The organism is uncultured Kordia sp. (assembly GCF_947496985.1).
Taxonomy (GTDB): Bacteria; Bacteroidota; Bacteroidia; order Flavobacteriales; family Flavobacteriaceae; genus Kordia.
The window spans coordinates 83,279-107,304 of record NZ_CANMEZ010000007.1 but is presented as its reverse complement, the minus strand read 5'-3'; the positions used below and the strand labels follow the sequence as shown (position 1 = coordinate 107,304).

Annotated in this window: 18 protein-coding genes; 13 read left to right on the top strand and 5 right to left on the bottom strand. The window is 33.0% G+C overall.

Translation table 11 applies throughout. The features are described 5' to 3' along the window. Window positions 1-6: 6 nt before the first annotated feature. Window positions 7-7,317 carry a PKD domain-containing protein gene (locus Q0828_RS17300; protein ID WP_298423983.1) on the bottom strand — a complete coding sequence of 2,437 codons (7,311 nt, stop codon included), beginning with the start codon at window positions 7,315-7,317 and terminating at the stop codon, window positions 7-9. Between the two features lie 423 nt (window positions 7,318-7,740). Between Q0828_RS17300 and Q0828_RS17295 the strand changes: the two genes are divergently transcribed. From Q0828_RS17295 to Q0828_RS17265, 7 genes are all read left to right on the top strand, one after another. Beyond that, window positions 7,741-8,163, top strand: coding sequence for an ABA4-like family protein (locus Q0828_RS17295; RefSeq protein ID WP_298423980.1), 423 nt, complete (start codon window positions 7,741-7,743; stop codon window positions 8,161-8,163). Window positions 8,164-8,165: 2 nt separating this feature from the next. Further along, window positions 8,166-8,960, top strand: a complete 795-nt coding sequence (locus Q0828_RS17290) for a hypothetical protein (protein ID WP_298423978.1) — start codon at window positions 8,166-8,168, stop codon at window positions 8,958-8,960. A gap of 17 nt (window positions 8,961-8,977) precedes the next feature. Continuing rightward, entirely contained in the window at window positions 8,978-10,045 is a 1,068-nt protein-coding gene (locus Q0828_RS17285) for a histidine kinase (protein ID WP_298423975.1), read from the top strand. Continuing rightward, window positions 10,042-10,812, top strand: coding sequence for a LytTR family DNA-binding domain-containing protein (locus Q0828_RS17280; protein ID WP_298423972.1), 771 nt, complete (start codon window positions 10,042-10,044; stop codon window positions 10,810-10,812). Before Q0828_RS17285 ends, Q0828_RS17280 begins: the two co-directional genes overlap by 4 nt. Before the next feature lie 133 nt (window positions 10,813-10,945). Next, window positions 10,946-12,226: a hypothetical protein gene (locus Q0828_RS17275; protein ID WP_298423969.1), complete on the top strand. Its 1,281-nt coding sequence runs from the start codon at window positions 10,946-10,948 to the stop codon at window positions 12,224-12,226. Further along, window positions 12,216-13,379 (top strand): glycosyltransferase family 2 protein, encoded by a 1,164-nt coding sequence (locus Q0828_RS17270; protein WP_298423966.1) that lies wholly within the window; start codon window positions 12,216-12,218, stop codon window positions 13,377-13,379. The genes Q0828_RS17275 and Q0828_RS17270 overlap by 11 nt, the downstream gene beginning before the upstream one ends. A gap of 41 nt (window positions 13,380-13,420) precedes the next feature. Further along, window positions 13,421-13,777, top strand: coding sequence for a hypothetical protein (locus Q0828_RS17265; RefSeq protein WP_298423963.1), 357 nt, complete (start codon window positions 13,421-13,423; stop codon window positions 13,775-13,777). Window positions 13,778-13,790: 13 nt separating this feature from the next. Here Q0828_RS17265 and Q0828_RS17260 read toward each other — a convergent pair whose 3' ends face one another. After that, complete coding sequence (locus tag Q0828_RS17260) at window positions 13,791-14,453, bottom strand: class I SAM-dependent methyltransferase (RefSeq protein ID WP_298423960.1); 663 nt, start codon at window positions 14,451-14,453, stop codon at window positions 13,791-13,793. 569 nt (window positions 14,454-15,022) lie between these two features. On the opposite strand from Q0828_RS17260, the gene Q0828_RS17255 reads away from it, so the two are divergent. From Q0828_RS17255 to Q0828_RS17235, 5 genes are all read left to right on the top strand, one after another. Continuing rightward, window positions 15,023-16,156: a hypothetical protein gene (locus tag Q0828_RS17255; protein WP_298423956.1), complete on the top strand. Its 1,134-nt coding sequence runs from the start codon at window positions 15,023-15,025 to the stop codon at window positions 16,154-16,156. A gap of 107 nt (window positions 16,157-16,263) precedes the next feature. After that, complete coding sequence (locus Q0828_RS17250) at window positions 16,264-16,443, top strand: hypothetical protein (protein ID WP_298423953.1); 180 nt, start codon at window positions 16,264-16,266, stop codon at window positions 16,441-16,443. 122 nt (window positions 16,444-16,565) lie between these two features. Next, the gene (locus tag Q0828_RS17245; protein WP_298423950.1) at window positions 16,566-17,711 is read left to right on the top strand and encodes a hypothetical protein; all 1,146 of its coding nucleotides are present in this window, start codon (window positions 16,566-16,568) and stop codon (window positions 17,709-17,711) included. 31 nt (window positions 17,712-17,742) lie between these two features. Then, window positions 17,743-18,261 (top strand): hypothetical protein, encoded by a 519-nt coding sequence (locus Q0828_RS17240; RefSeq protein WP_298423947.1) that lies wholly within the window; start codon window positions 17,743-17,745, stop codon window positions 18,259-18,261. After that, complete coding sequence (locus Q0828_RS17235; protein ID WP_298423943.1) at window positions 18,258-19,082, top strand: tetratricopeptide repeat protein; 825 nt, start codon at window positions 18,258-18,260, stop codon at window positions 19,080-19,082. Before Q0828_RS17240 ends, Q0828_RS17235 begins: the two co-directional genes overlap by 4 nt. A gap of 6 nt (window positions 19,083-19,088) precedes the next feature. Here the strand turns inward: Q0828_RS17235 and Q0828_RS17230 are convergent, their stop codons facing one another. The 3 genes from Q0828_RS17230 to Q0828_RS17220 are packed head-to-tail and all read right to left on the bottom strand — an operon-like array spanning window position 19,089 to window position 22,923. Next, complete coding sequence (locus Q0828_RS17230; protein ID WP_298423940.1) at window positions 19,089-21,452, bottom strand: TonB-dependent receptor; 2,364 nt, start codon at window positions 21,450-21,452, stop codon at window positions 19,089-19,091. Continuing rightward, window positions 21,453-22,364, bottom strand: coding sequence for a FecR family protein (locus tag Q0828_RS17225; protein ID WP_298423937.1), 912 nt, complete (start codon window positions 22,362-22,364; stop codon window positions 21,453-21,455). 49 nt (window positions 22,365-22,413) lie between these two features. Beyond that, window positions 22,414-22,923, bottom strand: a complete 510-nt coding sequence (locus Q0828_RS17220; protein ID WP_298423934.1) for a sigma-70 family RNA polymerase sigma factor — start codon at window positions 22,921-22,923, stop codon at window positions 22,414-22,416. Window positions 22,924-23,101: 178 nt separating this feature from the next. On the opposite strand from Q0828_RS17220, the gene Q0828_RS17215 reads away from it, so the two are divergent. Next, window positions 23,102-24,001, top strand: a complete 900-nt coding sequence (locus Q0828_RS17215) for a hypothetical protein (protein WP_298423931.1) — start codon at window positions 23,102-23,104, stop codon at window positions 23,999-24,001. Window positions 24,002-24,026 lie beyond the last annotated feature (25 nt).

The window sequence follows — 24,026 nt, the reverse complement described above, 5'->3', positions numbered from 1 at the left end:
TTGCAATTATAGTATTAACGTAAGTGGTCCATTTTCGCGAACGATAGATCCAAAAAATGTTTTAGCAGTAAATGTGTAATAGTAATTTCCGTTTTCGACAAGTTCGCCTTTAATTTTTCCGTCCCAACCTTGGATATCATCTCCTGTTTCAGAATAAATTAAACTTCCCCATGTGTCATAAATATCTAACTGCATATTGTCTAAGCCGATAAAAACAGGTCGGAAAAAATCGTTTAAACCATCATCATTTGGTGTAAATGCTGTTGGCATAATGAGTTTGTATCCTTTTTCAATTAATAGAGTAATGACTCTTTCGTAAACGCAATCTCCCGGAAAAGTTACTGTTTGAATTACAGTATAGCTTCCTGGGGATGCATAGGTGTGTAAAGGATTTTCTTCATTGGAAAAGTTTCCATCACCAAAATTCCAAGAAACATTTGTAAAATCGCCTGTTGTCGTATTGGTAAATTGTATTGGATCGAGTTGTGAATAAATTCCATATGTATCAAACCCAATAGAGGATAATTCAAAATCAGGATTGCTCAATACAGGAACATCAACTTCAAAGGTATAATTGCTTACACAACCAAGCGCATCCGTAGCTTCTAAAATGACCAAACCATTTTGCGAAGTTGTCATCATTTCATTATTGGCTCCGGTAACTATTCCGCTTGACCAATTTAAATCATACGGAGGAACACCGCCAGAAACTTGTGCTGTAAATACTTGATTTACGGTAAATGCGTTACAATTGGCATTAGTTTCCGTTTCAACGGCAATCTCTATTGGAGATGGACGTACAACGGTATATGTTGCATTTATATCACAACCATTGGCATCGACAACAGTTACGACATAATCACCTGGTGGAATATTGTCTAAATCTTCTGTGTTGGCACCATTAGACCAATTGACTGTGAAAGGTTGTGTTCCTCCAGTGATTAGTAGATTAATGGCTCCAGAATTTGGATCATCACAATCCAATGCGTTGGTAATATTTGCTGCAAGTGAAAGTTCTGCAGGTTCAAGAATGATAAACGTTTCCGTGATGGTACATGGGACGGCGTCTACAATATTGATAGTGTAAGTTCCAGGCCCAAGATTATTTCGTTCTACACCTGCATTTGGATCATCCGCCCAAGCGAAATCAATAGGGTCTTGCCCACCTTGAAAATTTAGCATGATGCTACCGTCATTTGCACCAAAACAAGAAATCTGCGTTACCACAGGTTCAATTGTAAATATTGGTGGTGCTGGAATTGTTACGGTTACAAATGCTGTACAGTTGTTGGAATCTGTTACAGTAATTGTATAATCGCCAGCAGATAAATTTGTCTGACTCATTCCTTCACCGAAATTACTCCATTCAATTGTATACGATCCTGAACCGCCAGTGATATTTGTAATCGTTATAGAACCATCGTTATCTCCAAAACATAAAATTTCAGTAAACGTAGTAGAAATTTCAATTTCATCTGGCTGCGTTAAGATAACATTTAAGTTGTCTTCACAACCATTAGCATCCGTTACTATTAGATTATATGTTCCGCCTTCAAGTGTTGTTAGGTTTTGTAAAGTGCTAGTAAAACCATTTGGACCTGTCCAAGCATAGGTGTATTCAAAAACACCTGGAGTCGTTTCTGTTGGTGTTCCCCCAGTTACATTTATTTCGATTGCTCCAGAATTGTCTCCAAAACATGCTAAATTCATTTGATTTGCCAATGAAACAGCTAATTCATCTGGTTCTGTAATGGTAAACGATTGTACAATTGGACCACAATTATTTGCATCTGAAATAGTCAGTTCATAAGTTGCCGCAGTTAAGTCTGAAATATCTTCGTCTGTAGAAAAAGGCGCACCATTTCGTGTCCAACTATAGGTGTAATTTTGAGTTCCGCCTGAAACTGTAACAGCAATTTCACCATCAGCTGAACCAAAACAAGTTACCGAAGTTTCTGTATCGATGGTTAAAATGAGTTCTGATGGTTCTGTAATGGTATATGTTTCAGAAAAAGGACAACCACCTTCATCTTGAACCGTTAAGATATAATTCCCAGGTTCAAGGTTAGAAATTGAAGCGTCATTTGAGGTGAACCCATTAGGTCCTGTCCAAGAAATAATATAGGGTGTTCCTGTTGCAAATGGAATTCCGCCCGTAATATTTGTAGTAATCTCACCATCATTATCTCCAAAACACTCAATATTGGTAATCATTATATTAGGTGTAATAGCAGGATTTATTGTGACTTCTACTGTAAAAGTGTTTCCTGCACAAACTCCTGCTGTTGGTGTTACTGTATAGGTTACAATTGCGGGTGAAGTTGTTGTATTTGTCAATACTTGACTAATATCTGTTTGTGGATTCGTTTCTGCGGTTGCACCTGTAATACTTCCTACAGGTGAAATAGATGGAGCTGTCCATGTATACATAGTATTCATAGGAACAATATCACCGTTAGAAGTATCAGGTGCAATTGTAAAGCTATTTCCGCTACAAATTGTTATAGTAGAGTTGCTTATTACTGGTGTTTCATTTACAATTATTTCTGCTGTATCCGAAACGATTTCAGAGCATCCTCCAGAAGAAAATGTAATTATACAGTAATAATAAGTAGTTCCTTCTGCAGTGGTGTTTGGAGTGTACGAATCTGTTGTTTCGCCAGTAATTATAGTTCCTGTGATGGTGTCGTTAACGGTATTCGAATACCATTGATATGTTGGTGTGCCAACACCATTTACGAAACTCACATTCAGTGTGTTTACGGTGTCAGCTGTACATAATTCCTGTGATTGTGGTTGTGTGTCAATAAGTGGTCCAAGGTTTATAATAACTTCAGAAGGGTTACTTATAGCATTACAACTTACGCTTGCAGCTTGTGAAATTTCACAGTAATAATACACGGAGCCAACAGTATCGGTTGGTGGTGTAAATGTTGCATTGGTTTCTCCTGCAATTGGAGTTCCTCCTGTAGTACTATTTGTTGTGTTACTAAACCATTGATACGAAAATGGTCCCAAACCTCCAGAAACTTGTACTTCTAATACTTGTGAAGGACTATTTTGACATAATGTTTGAGATGCAATTGGTTGTGCATCTACCATTGGAGAAGCCACAATGATGATTTCTGCAACATCACTAACGATGTTATTACAGCCGCTTCCAGTAAAAGATAATTCTACATAATAATAGAAACTTCCTGTTGAGGTAAATATTGGAGGTGTAAAATCTGCGTTAGTTTCGCCTGTAATTGCAGTTCCACCTGTGTTACTATTCATAGAATTGCTAAACCATTGATATGAAACTGTTCCTGTTCCGTCAGTGAATTGTACCGCTAAAGGGTTTTCTATTGTACTTCCCACACATAAACTCTGTGTCATGGTTGGTTGATCTGAGATTGTAGGATTTGGCGTCACCGTTACTGAAGCAGTTTGTGAACTTATTAATGCGCAACCACCAGAAACAAACGTAATTTCACAATAGTAATATAGAGTGCCGATTGTATCTGTTGGTGGGTCAAAATTAGGATTCGTAGCACCTGCAATTGCAGTTCCACTAGTGTTGCTATCTGTCGTATTACTATACCATTGATATTGTGGTGTGTCTGATGTGCTTCCTAGAGAAATACTCAAAGTATTAGGTGTTCCATCTTGGCAAATTGTACTTGGTTGTGGTTGCATGGTAACTTCTGGAGCAGCATTTAATGTAATTGCTATAGTAAAAGGTGTTCCGTTACAGTTTCCTGAAGTTGGTATTACAGTATATGTTACTGTTGCTGTAGCATCAGTTGTGTTTATTAAAGATTGTGTTATATCTGATTGTGGAGTGGTTGCTGTAGTTATTCCAGTAACGCTTCCTGCAGGAGAAACTATAGGAGTTGTCCATGTGTAAGTTGTGTTAGTTGGAACAATGTCTCCATTAGAAGTATCTGGAACAATGGTAAAGCTATTTCCACTACAGAGTGTTTCTGTAAAATTGCTAATGTTAGGCGTTTCGTTCACAATAATTTCAGCGGTATCAGAAGTAATTTCTGAACAACCACCAGAAGCAAACGTAAGGGTGCAATAATAATAACTGGTTCCAATAGAAGAAACCATTGGAGTATAGGTGTTAGTTGTTGCTCCAGCAATCATAGTTCCTGTTGTTGTATCATCAACTGTATTGCTATACCATTGAAAAATTGGCGTTCCAACTCCATTATTATAGCTGATTATTAAATCAGTAACAGTTTCGCCTAAACATAATTCTTGTGATTGTGGTTGCGAATCAATTGTAGCAGCTGCATTTACAATTACTTCAGAAGGATTACTCACTATCATACAACTCACATTTGGTGGCTGAGAAATTTCACAATAATAGTATAAAGTGCCAACCGTATCTGTTGGTGGTGTGAACGTAGTATTTGTTTCGCCAGTAATTGCCGTTCCGCCAGCATTGTTATTTGTAGTATTGCTATACCATTGATACGAAAATGTCCCCAAACCTCCAGAAGCTTGTATTTCTAATGTTTCTGGAGTTGTGTTTTGACAAAGCGATTGTGTGGCAATCGGTTGTAAGTCAATTACAGGTAACTCTGAAACAATAATTTCAGCAACATCGCTTACAATATCATTACAACCACTTCCGGCAAAAGATAATTCTACATAATAATAAAAATTCCCAGCTGTTGTGAAAATTGCAGGTGTAAAGCTAGCATTTGTAGCACCTACAATTGCAGTTCCACCTGTGTTGCTATTCGTAGTATTGCTAAACCACTGATAAGAAACGGTTCCAGTTCCGTCTGTGAAAGCAACGGACAACGAATTTTCTATTGTGCTTCCAACACATAAACTTTGCGTAGGTGTTGGTTGTGTTGTAATGCTTGCATTTGGAGTGACTTCAACTTCTGCTACTTGCGAATTTAAAGACGAGCATCCGTCAGCAATAAATGTAATTTCACAATAGTAATATACTGTTCCAACAGTATCTGTTGGAGGATCAAAATTTGGATTTGTAGCTCCTGCAACTGGAGTTCCTCCTGTAGTACTATTTGTTGTATTACTAAACCATTGATATTGCGGTGAAGCTCCAGAAGTAGCTACGCTTAGCGTGTTTGCTGCTCCATTTTGACACACCATACTAGATTGTGGTTGCGTGGTAATTTCTGGTGCAGGATTTACGTTGATTACAAAATCAACAGGATCTCCATCACAATTTCCAACTGAAGGAGTTACTGTATAGGTTACAGTTCCTGCTGTGCCGTCGATTGTTGACATAGGTTGTGCAGGAATATTATCTGTAGGTCCAGAAGATAAGTAACCCGCAATATTTGACGTTGCTACCGCTGTCCATGTATAAGTAGTTCCTGTTACAGAAGAGGTGAAGTTAATAGGTGTCGTTAAGTTTCCTGAACAGCTTTCTTGTGTTAAATCGGTATTTGTAATAACCGGAACATCGCCAATTGTAAATGTTTCAGTCACAAGTTCTGAAGTACCACAATCATTAGTTACCTGGAGTGTAAAAGTATAGGTTCCAGGCATTCCATATTCAATAGTTCCTGGTGATTGCATGCTTGAATTTGCTGGTGTTGCTCCTGGAAACTGCCAATCGTACGAAACAGTTCCTGGGTTATCGGTACATGTGTTTATAATAGCTAATGGTGAAATTGAAGTTGTATTACAAATAATTCCAATAGGATCAATAGCGGCTGTTGGAGGTTGTTTTACAATTACTTCTTGTGTCGTTTGTTCAGTACCACACGTATTTGTGCCAGCTAATTGAATTGTATACGTTCCGGGTGTTACAAAATTGAGCGATGGTTCTGCTGAAGTTGCAGATGTTCCATTGGTAAAACTCCAATCGGCAGGTGTAGTACCACAAAAATCAGAAGTATAGGTTACTTGCCATTGATATGTTGGTGGATCACAACTTGTAGATTCATCAGTTATATTTGTGGTTATAACTGCTAAAGGCGTACATCCGTTGTTTGCACTTAAATTGAATTGTGGATTTATGGGTGCTTCCACACATATAGTTTGAGATATGGTGTCAATACCACACGCATTTCCTGCAGTTTGTGTAATTGTGTATGTTCCAGCTGCAGTAAAGTTAACACATAAAGTGTTAGATCCAGCTGCCCAAAGCGAAGTGTTTGTAGAATTAAAATCATCTCCTAATGAAGAACCATTAATTAATGTAAATGTATTTGGGGTAATATCCCAGACAATATTTGGACTTGTAGAGCAACTTCCGTCACCACCATTAATTTCATTTCCTGTAGATGTATTGTCAAAACAAACTTCAGTATTTATACAAATAGGGTCGTTAGGACTTGTAAAATCGGCTTCTGGCTCTGTTGCTACATAAATCGGTACAAGTTGTACTTCGGTACTTCTACATAAATTTTCTGCAACCATTGTTGCAGAAAATGAATTTGAAAAACCATTACTGTCTACTCCACATGAGGAAGTTGTGAATGTATGTATAATATTTTCTGGCGGTGGATGACTAAATACTTCATCTGGCGAACCATCATTAAATGAAATAGTATACGTTGTTTCTGGTGGATTATTTTCTGTTCCGTCAATTGGAATAGTCAAGAAAGATCCGCTACATATAACTCCGTCATTTCCAGCACTTCCAAATAGTACTGCAGGATTTGAACCTATAAATACAATATATTCTTGTACAGTAGTGCAGCCATTGTCTCCAATTATGGTGTAAATCATATTATAAGTTCCTGGACTGTAATCATGATTAAGTAATCCCCAATCACTACCTGTAAAATCTGGTGTACCATCTCCCCATACTATTGTATAGCTTTGATTTATCGTATTTCTTGTTGATGAATTATTAGAAAAAGAAAGTGTAGGCCCAGAACTATCACATGAACTAAAAACAGGAATTCCATTAGAAAATCCTCCACTTCCAGGACCGTTTATGTCTGGATCAGGCCCTAAAGTAATATCAATAGTAACTGCTTGTCCAGTTATTGGAGTTGGCATCGTTGAGCTACTATCTTCAACAGCTGTCAATGTAAATGTAAAAGTTCCGTCGTTTCCTGTAGGAACTTCTAAAGTAGCTATATCTCCTGTAGAAGTGATGAGTTGTGGCATTCCTGTGCCTATAGTATACGTAAACGTATACGGTGCTGTTCCGCCAGAACCTGTAAAGGTAATAGTTGGCGAATCATTATACTGACAAACAGTGATTTCATCTACATTAATTGTTGCATCGGGCATTATTACAACACTTATATTCTCTGAACCTGATAATGAGGCATTTGTTAGTTGTATAGAAAAGAAAACTAAACATAATGCGAACAAGTATTTTTTGACCATAGAAAAACTATCTATTGTTTGACAATGTGTTTTTATAAAACATAAAAACGTTAAATTTTTAACATATTAAAAGTACTGAATATCTTTTTGCTAACGTAAGAAATAGGTTAAAAAAACATTAAGTACGATTCCAAAAAACAAAATAAAACATAAGAATTTACATTGCCTTATGGGTTTCCGTACTATTTAGACTGTTTATGATTTATTAACATTGATATTTAGTAAACTTTACTTAGCGAAGTTATAAGTAGTTTTTGCTTGAAACAATAGCCATAAATGATGATATTTTAGTAATGATTTTTTAGGAAGAAACAATTCAATTACCATTTACGACAATTCAGCAGAAAATTATCCTATTAGTTAGGAAAACAATGCACTTTTGAACCAATCAATTAAACTAACGAACTTTATAAATCAATATCTATGACACCATCAGAAGTTTTTTCATTAGTCAGTAAGCTTGCTATTTTTATGTGGGCTTTATTAATATTCTTACCAAAATGGAAAGTAACTCGATTCTTTATCGATTATAAAATTATTCCAATCATTTTATCACTTATTTATGTGGTTTATATCATTCAAGCAATGCAAATAGGTGGTTTTATGGACTTTGGAAGCCTTACATCTGTCATGGCATTGTTTACAGAAAAGAACGCAGTATTGGCAGGTTGGGTGCATTATCTCGCTTTTGATTTATTGATAGGAATGTGGATTCTGAATCAAAATGAAACTTTAAAAATTCATCATTTACTAATCATTCCATGTTTGTTTGGTAGTTTTATGTTTGGACCTATAGGTTTCTTACTTTTTATAATTATGAAAGCTATTAAACTTAAAAAAGCCTAACTATGAATTTCTTAAAAAATAGTATTCGTACCGTAAAAAATGCAAGCCCAATATTATTCACCATTGTAATGTTACATGTCGTTGGAGGAATTATATGTATTGGCGGATTATTGATAGATGATAGAACATTAGCGGGTGTAAATGTTTGGGTGAAACCTTTAAAATTCTGTATTTCTGGAGCTATATATATATTTACAGTAGGTTTTTTAATGACGAAATATCCGTATTCAACACGAAAGAAAAACATTTTAAACAATATTATTTCATGGACACTTCTGCTTGAGATTGGAATTATTTTCTATCAGGCTTCACGTGGCGTACAATCACATTATAATCAAGATTCATTATTTGACGGATTGCTATTTGCTGCAATGGGAATTTTAATCGCAATCAATGTATTGTTAATGGTTTTATTTGCTTTTGACGCTGCTCGATTAAAAATGAAAGTCGCAAAACCTGTTCAAGTAGCAATATTTATAGGTTGGGTTGTTGTCATTGTTGGAAGTTGGGTTGGCGGACAAATGATTAGTCAAATGGCACACAATGTTGGCGTAGCTGATGGAGGAGACGGATTGCCGTTGGTAAATTGGAGTACTGTTGCTGGAGATTTACGTGTTGCACATTTCTTTGGATTGCACGGTATTCAAATTATTCCGTTATTCGCATTAATCCTTTCCAGAAAATGGAAAACAACGACTAAAAATCAAGTAATTACAACCATCATTTTTGGACTATTGTATGCTGCTTGGATTACACATATGTTCTATCAAGCAAAACAAGGATTACCCCTTTACTAAAACTATAACTAAAGATCATGTTACTAAACAAAGAAAAACGTTTAAAATATATAGGATTCAATGATGTATGGTTTGTCATTATCGGGATCATTGTACTCAGTTTTGTAACGGATTATATGTTTACCAATTCGTTTATGCGCTACCCTTTTGGAGAAGCAATTATCAATTGGAGTGTTTCTTTGTTTTTCTCTATTTGTAATTGGTTTGTAATGCGTTTTAATTTTATTTGGTTGCGAAAAAAGTATCAAGCAATTGAATATGTTGGAAAACGCGCCTTATTACTTTTTCTTTCTATTGTTATCACAGTAACGTCAATAGATGCTATAGGAGGTACTTTTTTAGGATATATATTTGATCAGAATTATTACTTTTCAGAAAGATATCGCGTGTTGTTACCGATTGTAATTATCAGTGTCATGGTAATGGCAATTTATGAAGCAATTTATTTTTACTTACAATTAAAAACATCTATTCGAGAAGAAGAACAAGCTAAAAGAGTTGTTGTGTTGGCACAATTAGACGCATTGCGCAATCAGGCGCAACCGCATTTTTTCTTTAATAGCTTAAATACATTGCGCGATATTATTGATCAAAATACAAAAGAAGATGCAAAAAAGTTTGTAGATAAGTTATCAGATGTGTACCGATTTATCTTAGATTCTGATGATGCAAATATAATTCCCTTACGGGATGAACTAAAGTTTGCACGTGCCTATATTCACATTCAAACAGAACGTTTTGGTGATAATTTAAAGTTGAATTGGAGTATTCCAGAAATCGTTTTAGATCGTATGATTGTTCCTATGAGTTTGCAGTTATTACTTGAAAACGCAATCAAACACAATGTCATTTCTAGATCAAAACCGCTAACTATTCACGTAACAATACAAGATGATTTTATTGTTGTAAAAAACAAAATTCAAACAAAATCAACACAATTGCCATCTACAAAACTAGGATTAATCAATATTGAAAAACGACATGCGTTAATTTCAAATAGATTACCGAAAATTGAAAACGATGGTAATGAATTTACAGTTTCATTACCATTATTACTAGCATCTGACATAAAAACAAAATCATGAATGTACTCATTATAGAAGATGAATTTCGTGCAGCAAATCAGTTGCAAAACATGTTGACAAAATGCGCCTTTGTGTACAATTTGGTAGATGTTATTGACTCAGTTGAAGATGCAGTTGATTGGTTTCAAACGAACGAAATGCCCAATTTGATATTTATGGACATTCAACTAGCAGATGGTTTAAGCTTTGAAATTTTTCAAAAAGTTGAGGTCGAAGCGCCAATTATTTTTACCACAGCGTTTGATCAATATGCAATTCAGGCATTTAAAGTAAATAGTGTGGATTACTTATTAAAACCAATTCAGCAAGAAGATCTGCAAAAAGCATTGGGTAAATTCACAAAATCCAGCAATCCTTCAACGATAGATAATGCAGTTTTGAAACAATTATTAACTAGTATTCAAACACAAACAGAACTAAAAACCGCTAAAAAACGAACAGGTTTATTGGTTAAAGAAGGAACAGGTTTTGTGCAAATTAAAATTACTGATTTGTTATATGTATATTCGGAAGACAGCATTACGTTTGGTGTAGTTGCTGGGAAACGTTACATTATTGATGAAACCATAGATCAATTATTTAATTCCTTTGATTCGGATCAATTTTACAAAATCAATCGTGGACAAATTGTTGCCAAAAATGCAATTCAAAAAATAAATCCATACTTCAATCATCGCGTCAAATTATCTATTCTTCATGAGCGCGATCAGGAATTTATCGTTAGCAGACAAAAAACAAGCGATTTTAAAGCATGGCTGAATTGGTAATAGCAAGTTTAAGTCAACTCTTAAAAACAATTTAAAAGTAGTCAAAAGTATCATATCAATCATAACGATGATATTCACAAGCGCATTCACAGAAATCTAAAAATATATACATACTTTTACCAAAATTTACTCTGTGAAGGTTAGCAATATACAACGTAACATTTTTATGGGAATTCTATTCCTAATTACTTTTGTTGTAGTACTTCGAAAACCTGCAGTATATTTTCCAGATTCTACAGGGTATCTTAATATGATGATCAATCGCACACCTGGGTATTCCATTTTTCTAAAACTCATCAAATCAATTTTCGGAAGTAATTTTGATACTGCATTACTTTTTCTGCAAACAGCAATAGGTTGTTTTTCGGTATACTTTTTCATTCGGAAAACACAAAGTATTCAGCTATTAAATAATTTTTATAGTTGTTGTTTTTCAGTGGTATTACTGCTTCCATATCTTGTGGGTTTGTGTATAGGGAACAATGTGCTTTCAGAGGCAATTTCGTATGCTTTATACTTAATTGTAATTGGGCATTACATCGCTTTTTTCGTTTCAAAAAATAAAAAAGAGCTTCTTTGTGCATTACCAATTTTAGGAATATTACTCATTACACGTTATCAATTTATCTATTTAATTCCTGTTGCGTTTTTGATGATTTTCTGGGTTTACCTCAAAGAAAAACAATGGAAACAATATAGATTGTCAATTCTATTACTATTGTGTTTGCCTTTCATAACATCACTTGTAGATAGAACTTATCATAAGGTTGTTCATAATCATTTTGTGAGTACGCCGTGGAAAGGAATGAATATTATTACGGCTGCTTTTTATGTGTCTGATACAGAGGATGAAGCCATTTTTGATGATGTAAAAGAAAAGCAATTTTTCCAAAACACATATCAAGATTTAGCTCAAAAAAAATTAAACATTCATCACTTAGAAAGAAGAATTAATCGTGATAAAACGTCAGTATACATACAAGAATTTGCAAGTATTACGATGGGGCCAATTTTCAAAAACGGGAATGCTATTTTTGATCAATCGCTTTCTGAAGATGAAAAGTATATAGCGCTTGAAAAAATGACTTCTAATATGTATGCACCTTTAATTTTGGATAATTTTTCAGAATGGACTAAACTGTATATTGGAAATCTATTTCATGGTTTTAGGGGAACAACATTTGTATTTCTCTATTTGTGTGTACTACTTTCTAGTTTCATAGGTGTTTTAAAACACAACACAAAAACGTATAAAATACTACTCTTAATTTCTACATTATTAATCAGTAATCTTGTCATCGTATCCATTGGAATGCACACAATTATCCGATTTACATTTTATAATGATTGGGTTCTCTTCTTGACAGTTTTTATTTTATTAAATTCGCTTAACAAAAAAATGTATGAGTCCTGAATTATCGATAGTGATGCCATGTCTTAACGAGGCTGAGACATTAGGAATATGTATAAAAAAAGCACAATCTTTCTTTAAAAAACATCAAGTGAATGGAGAAGTTGTTGTGGCTGATAATGGTAGTACAGATGGTTCGCAAGCTATTGCTGAAAAGCTAAATGCTAGAGTTGTTTCTGTAGCTGAAAAAGGATACGGAAGTGCTTTGCGTGGAGGTATCAATGTAGCTTTAGGAAAGTATATTATTATGGGAGATGCAGATGATAGTTATGACTTTGCTGCGTTAACACCATTTCTAGAAAAACTAAGAGAAGGAAATGATTTGGTGATGGGGAATCGTTTTAAAGGTGGAATTAAAAAAGGTGCGATGCCTTTTCTACATAAATACTTAGGGAATCCTGTATTGTCATTTATTGGACGATTGTTTTTTAATATAAAAATTGGTGATTTTCATTGTGGCTTACGAGGTTTCTCAAAAGAAGCGTTTGCTAAAATGCACTTGAATACTACAGGAATGGAATTTGCTTCTGAAATGATTGTAAAATCAAAACTAAACAAACTTTCCATTGCAGAAGTTCCAACAATATTATATCCCGATGGACGTTCGCGTCCGCCACATTTAAATACCTGGCGTGATGGTTGGCGACACTTACGTTTCTTACTATTATACAGTCCACGTTGGTTATTTTTATATCCAGCATTTTTGATGATTATCATTGGAATGATAGTATCAACCATCTTAATTATACAACCAATTACATTCGCAGGAATCGTTTTTGATGTACATACATTATTATATACAGCAAGTGCTGTAGTGGTTGGATTTCAATTTTTAGCATTTTATGGATTAACCAAAATATTTGCGGTAGAAAATGGATTATTACCCAAAAGTGATCGGTATGATAATCTATTCAAATATTTCAATTTAGAAAAAGGACTTATTGCTGGATTTCTAATTTTTGCTTTAGGAATCTACTTAAGTGTTGATGGGTTATTAGCTTGGAAAGCTACAAGTTTTAGTGATTTAAAACCCGCAGAAACCTTACGGACAATAGTGCCAGCAGTTTTTACCGTAATGTTAGGGTTGCAAATAATATTATTTAGTTTCTTCTTTAGTATCTTGGGTTTGAAGCGAAACATTAAGTCAAAAGTATAATCTTTTTATGTAGTTTTTTAAAGGTGATTTAAAATGTATTTATGAAAGGACCATTCAATATTCACAAAAAAAATCAAAAGATTTATCTAACTACGGGAATATACAATATAAAAGTATTAGGTGGTTGGAGTGTAGAAATGAATGACTTTTCTTTGGTTTTTAAGAAAGAAGACAATGGAATGATTGTAGAATCGAAAAAAACGATGTGGAGAGTTCAGTCTTATGACTTTAAGAAAATAGCAAAAAGAATTATGGTGTTGGATATTCTATATTCTGGTGATTATATTATTGAATTCAAAAATTCTGAAAGCTTAAAAGTGAGAAGATCAAACTTAATTCTAACGAAATTATTTGAAAATGAAATTCCTAATGAAGCCTTGGAAATAACTATTGGATAATCAATATAAAACATTAAGTTTTAATCACACTCGTAAACTGATACTTTCCTTTAAAAATATACTTTACCAGCGGAAGATGATTGTACAAATACACAGGACATTGTTGTTTAATTTCCGTGAGTTGATGTTTTTTCACTAATTCTTGAAACCTTTTTTTAGTAAAATAACGCTTCGGAATAGAAACACCGTAGCCATAATTTCCAACAATATCAGCAAGTTGTAAAAGCGTTCTAGAGAAAAAACCATACTCAAAATGATCTTTAATCATTATAAAATTTGAAACGCGTTTGGCTTCTTTGATCAATTGATCTAAATTTTCATAATCATGGTGTAAAACGTCACTAAACAATATAATGTCAAAGCTCTTCTCGGTAAAAGGAAGTGTTCTTCCATCAAAAGCAACATAGTTTTTCCAGTTTCGTGTATTCGGGTAAATATCAACACCTGTCGTTTGTAAATTTTTATTTTGTTCAGCCAAAATCTTGGTGATTTTCATATCACCACAACCAATATCCAGTAATGTAATTGTCTCTTTTTGTATCGCTAATTCTTGAATTTTCTGAGTAAACAAACGACTCAAAATCGCAATCCGATTGCTGTGCGAAGCATTCTTATGGAATCGAATTAAGAGTTTGTCGAAGAAACTTTTTTTATCTTTTGCTAAAGGAGAACTCATATCATACACACATGAAAAAAATTTAGTTTCATGCAAAGGTGTAAAGATACTTAATATAAAATAGGGAGTTTAAAAATCAATAGCTAAAACGTTAATAGAATCGTTATACCTAAGTTTTGTTTAAATAAATTTAAAAAAATATCTTTTTAAGTTGTAAGGAAATGTAATTCTTTACGTCAAATTTCATCTATTTTTTTACTTCCCTAGAATTTTTGCAACAAAAACATACTACAATTACTACTAAATTAATACTATTTTTACTATTAAATAGTAAGATTGATCCTTAACTTTTTGTTTCTTTTTCATAAAAAAATCATAAAATTGAAAAAATTATTTCTTACAAATTCACTTTTTGAAAACTGTTAAAAATCTTCAAAAAATGATGTTTTTTGCTTAAAAATCAACACTTTTGAGGCTTTTTGTGTATTTTTTGTAAATATTTAAAATCAAATATTTCTGTTAAAAAATAATAGGTATTTGAAATATCTTACGTTTAGTGTTGAAATAAATGTAGGATTTTATGGTTATAGTTAGTAATATAGTATAAACAAAAACTAATACTAAATCGTATGGCGGAGTTACTAGAAAAAGATTCGATAATTTCTGATATCAATGAAAAAATAAACACTGTAAAGATTTTACTTTATAAGGAAGCTCCGCATATCTTAGAAAAGATAGATTTTGATAATGATGAAACTTTCTGTTGTCCGTTATTATTTGCATTCTTTAGACATAAAGTCATTAAAACATTTTCGGAAGAAGAAGAAAAAGCATTGTTAGAAGAATTCATGCAAGGTTATCATGTTGAAAAACAAACATTACAATTGAATCATTTATATAATGATGAAGGAATAGCCTATGTGCCAACAATTGGATATTTCAAAAAAGGAGAAGACAAGCCTTTTGCACCAACAGTTAGAGTAAAAGATTCGTCCGTGAAAATTTTAAGATGTCCAACACCATTTTTAAAAGTAATCTTAGAAACACCAGCAGAAGATCAATTGTGGGACGAAAAATTATATACTGATCGTATTGATCAACTCAACAATGCAATGGATTTGATTCGCAAACACGTACCGGATCAATATCAGCTTATAGATCAATGTTGTGAATACATTTATTTGTTTAAAACCGATCCGAATAATTCAAACTCGTTTGCAAGTGGAAATGCACTTGGCTTAGCATTTTTTAATGTATATCAAGAAGATTACAACGAAATATTTTTTATAGATGACATTGCACATCAAACAGGACATGTAATCATGAACAACTTGATGTTTAAAAAATCAACGTTCTATAAAATAGATGCTTCACAATCTGTAGAAGAAATTTTAGGAAGTCCAGACCATAGAACTGTCAATATCTTAATTCATGCATTATACACGTATTACACCACATTCTATTGTTTAGATGAATGTATTGCAGCAAATGCTTTTGAAGGAGATTATTACAAAGAAGCTTTGGCAAGAATTGGATTCTATCAACGAAAATGTAATATCGACTTACAAATACTGGACATTGTAATCAAACATTATGACGGAATGGAAAACATGCTAACCCAAAAAGGATTAGATGTTGTGAATTCTATCAAAAATAAGTTTGAAGAAATTAATAAAAAATGGGGAAGCATCATTGATGCATATGATTTCTCTAATCAAGCATACAACTTTAGTTTCAAGCTATTTTCAGACTTGAACTCTTAACATATATAGATCAATTAGTTGATCTGAAAAACATTTGTGCGCGCAAATAGGCGAAAACTGAAAAGCCTTAATAGAGTAAGTAAAACAACCTTTAAATTATTTTAATTATGAGTAAATTATCATTCGCAGAGTTAGCAAAAAAAGCAGATTCAATAGTATCAGAAGATTTATTAAACACTATCGCAGGTGGTTTAGCTAAGCCATTCAATGAGTGCCATACAGACAATTGTCACTTACATTCGGCTACAGCTGCACCAGCGAGTCCATTAAGTACTAGAAGTAACTAAAATATCTTTTTAGTTTACTAATAAATAAACAATGTCAGGCAGAGATTTATAACATACATCGTGATGTGTAATCTCTGCTTGCTTATTTTATCAAACGTTTTTTAATGTGTAAAAACCGAACTATGCTTACAACACTAATTCCGAAAAAACAGAATGAACTTGCTGATGTTATTAGAATACTAATCTATAAAGAAGATGCTTCAATTTTGACAAAATTGAACTTAGAAGACGATCAAATTTTTATAGAACCATTATTAATGGCATACTTTAACAGAACACAAGTAGCCGAAAAGGTTTTTCCTGACGGAATGTTGCCTGAGTTAATGCAAGGATATTTAACGGATATGCAACAACTAAACGTACATGCTATCTGTAACACGGAAGGAATTGGATACGTACCCACAATTGGATATTTAAAAAAAGGAGAAGCAACACCGTTTGAAAAATTACATTTTATTCCAGATACGACAATTGAAGTGGTAAAGTATAGAGTGCCATTGCTGCGAAATATTCTAGGAATAGTCTCAATGAATGATCCTATAAAGGAAGAAGAATTAATTATGAATGAAGCATTATTCACTCAAAATATTTCTTCATTAACAACAGCTATAACACATCTGAGAAATAGTATTCCTAATCATTTTTCGTTGATTCAAATGTGTTTGAAAAAATGTGTATTTTATCAATTAAAAGATAGATTTAGCAGATCGTTTGCTTCTATAAATGCCAATGGTTGCTTATTTATTACAATTCCTAATGGGAAAGAAAAAGAAGATGAAATATACTTTATTAATGAGGTAGGAAAGCTTACAGGTAAAATAATGCACACATCACTATTTCACAATCAACAAGAAATGTTCAAGATAGATCATCGTACACGCGCTTCTGAAGTTATAGAAGATGAGGAAGATCGAAGAAATGTATACACACTTTTTAATAATCTATTTATGAATGTATCAGCAATGATGTGTTTAGAAAGTTGTATAACATCGAACATATTTACAAACGAACAACAACAAGATGCAAAAACCAGATTGGCATTGTATCTGAAAAAATATGAAGTAGACATCAAAAAAATGGAAGCAATAATTGCACATTTTGGCGATTTAAAATCAGTATTTGTAGAAGATGGCGTAAAAATTTATAACTTCATGACAACGAATGCAGAAACCATTACCAAAACACATTCAGAACTATTATCAGTGTTTGACTTTACAGGTTTTTTCTATCGAATGGAATATTCCGATTTTTCAATGAGAAATTCGTAAATTCTATGCAAAATACCCAACTACAAACAACATGAATAAAAAATTAACCTACATATACTTAGCAACGTTACTATTGCTTGCTTTCGGTTGCAATACACAGAAAGAAAGTGAAAAAGAAATAATACCAGTTTATAGTGAACATATTGGTGACACACCTTTTGATCCAAAGTTAGATGATGTCAATTTTAAATTTTGTGATACAACAAATGTATTGCATCATAGAGGCCGAATTTCGTATACAGGTGGTACGCCTGCAATGGAAAAAGAATTGATAGAAATTTACAAAAAACAACCTGAATTTGAATCTTTTACAGGCTATTTCTTCGTGCGTTTTGCAGTCAATTGTAAAAATGAGTCAGGGAGATTTCGTTGGCAAATTGTAGATGAAGATTTTAAGGAAACTACATGCATAGCTTCTTTAAAAAAAGAAATTATAACCAACGTAAAAAATCTAGAATATTGGAATCATCCCATATATAAAGGAGAAAGTCATGATGGATATACATTCCTAATCATAAAAATTAAAAACGGAAACATTTTACCATCATGAAAAAAGTAACATATATCATACTCTTATGTTTTTCGGCTTTTGCATACGGTCAAGGAAATTGTTTATTATATCCTGAAGGAAGCAACGAACGCAAAGCCTGTGAACTTGCATACAAAGGAAAAGAGCTAAAACAAGGAAGCAAAGCATCACAAATGATGTTTGATTCTATCATCAAACTCAATCCAAATTACGCTTGGGCGTACATGGAAAAATCGGTTCCATATTTTAAAAGAGGATTCATACTAGAAGGATTACAATTGCTTGATAAAGCAGTAGAATTAGAACCAAGATTTCACCTAACGTATCGCGCATATTGGTATTTTCAAAATAGAAATTACAAACGTTGTATTGAAGATTTAGAACGATATTACAAGCTTCCGAATGCTTTTATTTACGAACTCAGTCCTGGTGGCGATAAAGACATGCGGATTTTGTTAGGAATGGCGTATGCAAAATTAGGCGATTATGAAAAAGGAATACAAACAATTGAAAATTGCCTAAAAAGTTACCAACGCGAAGACGATTTTGGACTAACAGATTACCATACATTAGGAATGTTGTATGTGAAAAATAAGCAATACGAAAAAGCGCTAAAAGCTTTTGAAAATCAACTAAAAATCACAGAAGATTATCCAGATAGTTATTATTATGCAGGACTAGCTTATAAAGGATTACAAAAACAAGAAGAAGCCAAAATTCAGTTTGAAAAAGCAAAAGATAAATTCTTAGATAGTTATCATATTCGCAATGGATACCTATGTTTTAAAGTATACTATGCAGATGTAATCAAAGAAATTGAAGCGCTTTCGGATAAGTCATAATACGTATTAAAACTCCAACCGAACCATAAAGTTTGGAGTTCTACCTAAGGAAATTTTATCAATAGTACGCAATTGGAATTCGGCAGTTTGTCTATTCAAAATGATGCGATAATTTCTGTTTAAAATATTTTTCTGATTGTATATGTTTAACAAAGAAAACCCAAGAGAAACTTTGGTGTCTTTCTTTCGCAAAGGCTTAAACTCGTACGTTGCCGAAAAGTCCAAACGATGATACGGATTTAAACGTTCGCCATTTGTTTCTCCATATTGAATGATAATATCGTTTGTAGTAGTTCCTTCTAAACCAGTTGCGAGTGTATATGGACGTGAAGTTCGGTAACGCCAACCAAGCGACAATTCTAAATCGCCAAACTTTGCAGATTGAATCAAAGTTAAATAATGACGAATGTCAAAATTTCCAGGAAATGCTTTTGTATTGTTTAAATCGTCAAATTGAAATTCATTTCTTGTCAAAGCATAACTCACCAAACTTGAAAAATTATAATAGCGTTTTTTTACCAATACGTCCAACCCAGCAATGGTGCTTTTTCCAATAGAAAGCGAACGTGTATCAATATCAAAACCTCTGGTGAGTGACGTTAAATTGTTGATTTTTTTAAAATACGCTTCTACATCTACATTCCAATTATCTTCCTGAAAATTCCCGCCAAGACTTACTTGTTCACTTCGTAATACAGGAATATCAGCATCATTTGCCGAAACCCAAACCTGATTTTCTAATCCAAAATTTTGTGTTTCAAACTCTATAATCTGACTGATAAATTGATATTGTCGTTCTGCAGAAAAAGTAGTTGTAAACTGATTGTTTAACTTCTTTGAAACATGAATTCGTGGTTCAAAAAAGAAATCATTTTGTGTTGTAGAATAGTTTCCACGAATTCCTGTTTGAATAGTCCAATCTTTAAATTTTAAATGATGTTCTGCAAAAATAGCGTGTACTGTATTTTTAGAACCTTCAGAAGTAATCAAAAAATCAGGATCAAAAATTACATCAGAGCGCCTTCCAATAGTATAGTCTAATTCATTAACAGACAGTTCGTAACCACCAATAAAACGATGTTGTTTGTCTAATTTATATTCCGATTGTATATGTAAACCAATATCAGTAACACCATTCTCTTTCACCGTTTCATAATCGAACAAATTTGACAGTAATTCTTGACCAACATATTTAAAATCGTAATGAGAAGTCGTCATATTCACTTCTGTACTTAGTTTTTTACTCCAATTATTTTTCCAAGAAACACCAACACCATAATTGTTAATGAACAAATCATCTTTTGTACGTTGGTTAATTTCATCAAACTTTGATTCAAAATCGAGCTCGTTTTTAGAGAGAATAGAACTGACGGTAAGTGTACTATTTTTGTTAAGATTCGCAATTACTTTGGCTGTAAAATCGATGAAATAAAATGTATTATTCGTTTGTGAAAGCACGTCACTAAAAGTTCCAGTATTCTCTGTAATTTTTGTGTTTTGAAAAATTTGCTCTGAAAATTCATCAAAAGTAACCGTTTCAAAAAGATCTGAATACGAACGTCGTAACGAAGCAATTACAGCAACATTATCGCCAATTGGCAACTTCACAAACGCATCTGCATAAATCATATTTGTACCCAATCCGACAGTAGTTTTTGCTGGAATTTTAGAAGAAGATTCAATATCAATAACACCTGACAAATGATTTCCGTAACGTGTCGAAGCTGCGTTTTTATAGATTTTTACATTCTCAATCAAGTATGGATTAAAGGAAGAAATCATTCCAAAAAAATGATCGTACTGATACATTTTAATACCATCCCAAAGTATCAAATTCTGATCGGGCGTTCCACCACGAATATTTAATCCGGTAGAAGTTTCATCCGGACTTTGTATGCCAGGAATCAACTGTACACTTTGCAAAACATCAGGTTCTACAAAACCAGGTAATGTCTGAAAATCTTCAGGAATTGCTTCAATAGCACCATCTGTATTTTTAGTAAATCCTGTAGTTAAATAGTTGGAAATAATAACTTTGTCTAAATCAATTGGTGTTTTTTTGATTGGTTTATTTTTAGGATTCGTTACTTTCAAGATATATGTATTACCAGAAAGTTTTTTAAAAACCAATCCTGTTTGTTTCGTAATTAATGAAAGAATTTCAGAAAGTTCAAGTGTGTTTTTGGAAAGTAAAACAGTTTTGTTTTCAACAATTTTAGCATTGTAAGAAATACTAATATTGAAACGTTTTTCAATATCAGAAAGTACGGTTTTAAGAGAAAGATTAGAGTTAGAATTTATGTCACGTTCTTGAGAATGCAAAGCGTGCAAGCATAGAAGAAAAATATATACCAAATATGTTTTTTTCATTTACTTTTTCGAGAGCGTAATGGTGTTATCTTTTAGTGTATAGGTAATATTCATAGCTTCAAAAACTGTTTGAAGCGCTAATTCAAAGTTTGTATTTGAAAAACGACCTGTAAAACGTTCGTCTTTATATATTTCTGAGTTTTCTATAGTAATTTCATATTGATTTTCTAATGCATCAATCACTTGTAAAAATGGAGTGTTTGAAAAAGTATGCGTTCCAGCAATCCACAATGTTTTGGCTGCATCAAAATCCCAATCAGTTACTGCGTTTTTATACGTTTGATGTGCTTTCCCTTTGGTTAAAATACGTTCAACTTTTTGATCATTCACAACTTTTACCTTTCCAGAATAACAGCGAACTTCAAAAAAATCATCGTTAGTATCTACATTAAATTGTGTTCCTAAAACTTCTATCATTCCTTCATCAGTAATTACTTTAAAAGAAGAGCCTTTGGTAACCTTAAAATACGCTTCGCCATCTAAATGAAGTATTCGTTCATTGCTAAAATTAGCTTTATCGTAACTTAGCGTTGATTTTGAATTTAACGTAACTTCAGAACCATCAGGAAGTGTAAATGCAAATTGCTGACCAAAATCTGTAGTAATTGATTTTGCGGTATTGTTCAAGAAAAAATACAATCCAAAAAGTAATACCAATGCAGCTGCAATTCCTGAATATACGTAACGAGAATTCAGTTTTCGAACTTTAGGTTGTACAGTAATCTTTTGCTGAATTTTTGACAAAACGGCATCTTCATCATATGCTGGATCATGTAATTTATCCGTAGCATTGATGATTTTTGCATAGGCTTTGTAGTCCTCTGTTTGTTCAAAAGCATGTTTCTCTTCTGGAGTTAGTTCTCCACTAAGCCATTTTGCAATATCGATTTCGTTATTTTTTTCAGTATTCATGACGTCTCACTTATATAACAGACAACTAACTTTTTGTTTACCCTACCTTTTAAACATTACCAATTTCTACACGTAATTTTTTTAGAGCATTTCGCATTCGTTTTTCAACTGCCTTTTGCGAAATATCCAGAAAAATAGCAATTTCTGCATAGGTTTTCTTATCAATTCTATTCAATAAAAAAACTTCACGTTGTTTTTCCGATAAGTTGGCGATCGCATTTTCTAGTTTTTGCATAAATTCTTTTTCTTCCAATAGAAATTCAGGATCTTCAATAGTGACCTCTGAAGTTGGAATTTTTTCATGTTCTAATACGATTTTTTGATGTTTTACAACATTTAAAAAAGCATTATTGGCAACTCTTTTAAGAAAAAATAAAGCATTCGCAAACGGAACTTTTTTACAATTGTTCCATAACTTTATATAGGCTTCCTGAACCAAATCTTCAGCCAAATCTACGTTGCCACATTTATAAAAAATGTAGTTTCGCAATGTCCTTGAATGCTGTCTGAAAATAGCTTCAAAATTATTAGACTCGCAGACTGATTTTTTTGGTTTCAAAAGCTTGAAAAATTAGGTTGTGTATTGTTAGGTTTCAAATGTATGTATTTTTTTTTAATGGTTAATGTTTTGATAATCAAATAAATAAAAAATATTTTCTTTCTGTAGTTTTGAAAAGGTAGGGTGAAAAGTAACTCAGTTGTCTATAATTTGAAACCAAAAAAAACATTAAATATTTATGAAAAACGTACTCAAATTTTCACTTATTTTAGCAATAACCATCTTTACATTTTCCTGTAGTAATGATAACACAGATGTAATTCCTGAAGAGCAAGCTACGGAGACAAATGCTGCTTTAAAAACAGGTTTAACAGCATATGCACGCAACGCCGTTTCTTCTGATCATGCAGATGATGTTTTTGATAATGGAAATGAAGATCCCAGCGGAGATTGTTTTACTATAAACTTCCCATATTCATTTGAAGGTAACGGAGTTACTGTAGTAATAAACAATCAAGCAGAATTAGATGCTTATATGCAAAGCCAAAATACTCCTGCTGGCATGCAAGGAACACTTGTTTTTCCTGTAACAATAACATTGGAAGATGGTTCAGAAGTAGTTATTAATGACGAAATGGAATTCATTGCAGTTATTGAAGACTGTATTGGAGATGATATTGTTGTTGGAAACGATTGCTTCGAATTTATATTTCCATTAGATGTATTAACTGATGACGGAAATACGGTTACTGTGACTAGCAATTTAGAGTTGTTTTCAATTCCAAATGGTGTAGGATTTTCATATCCAATTACAGTAGCAACAAGTACTGGTGTAATTGTAACAATCAACGATGATGCTGGTTTTGATGCAATTTATAACGAATGTTATGATATTGAGCCTTGTGATGATTGCGGATCAAACTGTTTCGAAATTGTATATCCAATTACTTTAGTTGACGATAGCGGAAACGTAGTTACCGTAAATGATGATGAAGAGTTCTTTACTTACATTGATGGATTAGGAGCTGCTGTATCATTTGTACCTACATATCCAATGAATATTGAATATGAAGATGGAACACAAGCTACAATTAATAGTGATGATGAATTAACTGCTGCGTTAGATGCATGTAATTAATAAAAGGTTGGTTTTGATATTAAAG

What these genes read in the sequence shown, in the direction of transcription:
- Q0828_RS17300 (WP_298423983.1), bottom strand. Translation starts at nt 7,317, where the DNA reads ATGGTCAAAAAATACTTGTTCGCATTATGTTTAGTTTTCTTTTCTATA.
- Q0828_RS17295 (WP_298423980.1), top strand. Translation starts at nt 7,741, where the DNA reads ATGACACCATCAGAAGTTTTTTCATTAGTCAGTAAGCTTGCTATTTTT.
- Q0828_RS17290 (WP_298423978.1), top strand. Translation starts at nt 8,166, where the DNA reads ATGAATTTCTTAAAAAATAGTATTCGTACCGTAAAAAATGCAAGCCCA.
- Q0828_RS17285 (WP_298423975.1), top strand. Translation starts at nt 8,978, where the DNA reads ATGTTACTAAACAAAGAAAAACGTTTAAAATATATAGGATTCAATGAT.
- Q0828_RS17280 (WP_298423972.1), top strand. Translation starts at nt 10,042, where the DNA reads ATGAATGTACTCATTATAGAAGATGAATTTCGTGCAGCAAATCAGTTG.
- Q0828_RS17270 (WP_298423966.1), top strand. Translation starts at nt 12,216, where the DNA reads ATGAGTCCTGAATTATCGATAGTGATGCCATGTCTTAACGAGGCTGAG.
- Q0828_RS17265 (WP_298423963.1), top strand. Translation starts at nt 13,421, where the DNA reads ATGAAAGGACCATTCAATATTCACAAAAAAAATCAAAAGATTTATCTA.
- Q0828_RS17260 (WP_298423960.1), bottom strand. Translation starts at nt 14,453, where the DNA reads ATGAGTTCTCCTTTAGCAAAAGATAAAAAAAGTTTCTTCGACAAACTC.
- Q0828_RS17255 (WP_298423956.1), top strand. Translation starts at nt 15,023, where the DNA reads ATGGCGGAGTTACTAGAAAAAGATTCGATAATTTCTGATATCAATGAA.
- Q0828_RS17250 (WP_298423953.1), top strand. Translation starts at nt 16,264, where the DNA reads ATGAGTAAATTATCATTCGCAGAGTTAGCAAAAAAAGCAGATTCAATA.
- Q0828_RS17245 (WP_298423950.1), top strand. Translation starts at nt 16,566, where the DNA reads ATGCTTACAACACTAATTCCGAAAAAACAGAATGAACTTGCTGATGTT.
- Q0828_RS17240 (WP_298423947.1), top strand. Translation starts at nt 17,743, where the DNA reads ATGAATAAAAAATTAACCTACATATACTTAGCAACGTTACTATTGCTT.
- Q0828_RS17235 (WP_298423943.1), top strand. Translation starts at nt 18,258, where the DNA reads ATGAAAAAAGTAACATATATCATACTCTTATGTTTTTCGGCTTTTGCA.
- Q0828_RS17230 (WP_298423940.1), bottom strand. Translation starts at nt 21,452, where the DNA reads ATGAAAAAAACATATTTGGTATATATTTTTCTTCTATGCTTGCACGCT.
- Q0828_RS17225 (WP_298423937.1), bottom strand. Translation starts at nt 22,364, where the DNA reads ATGAATACTGAAAAAAATAACGAAATCGATATTGCAAAATGGCTTAGT.
- Q0828_RS17215 (WP_298423931.1), top strand. Translation starts at nt 23,102, where the DNA reads ATGAAAAACGTACTCAAATTTTCACTTATTTTAGCAATAACCATCTTT.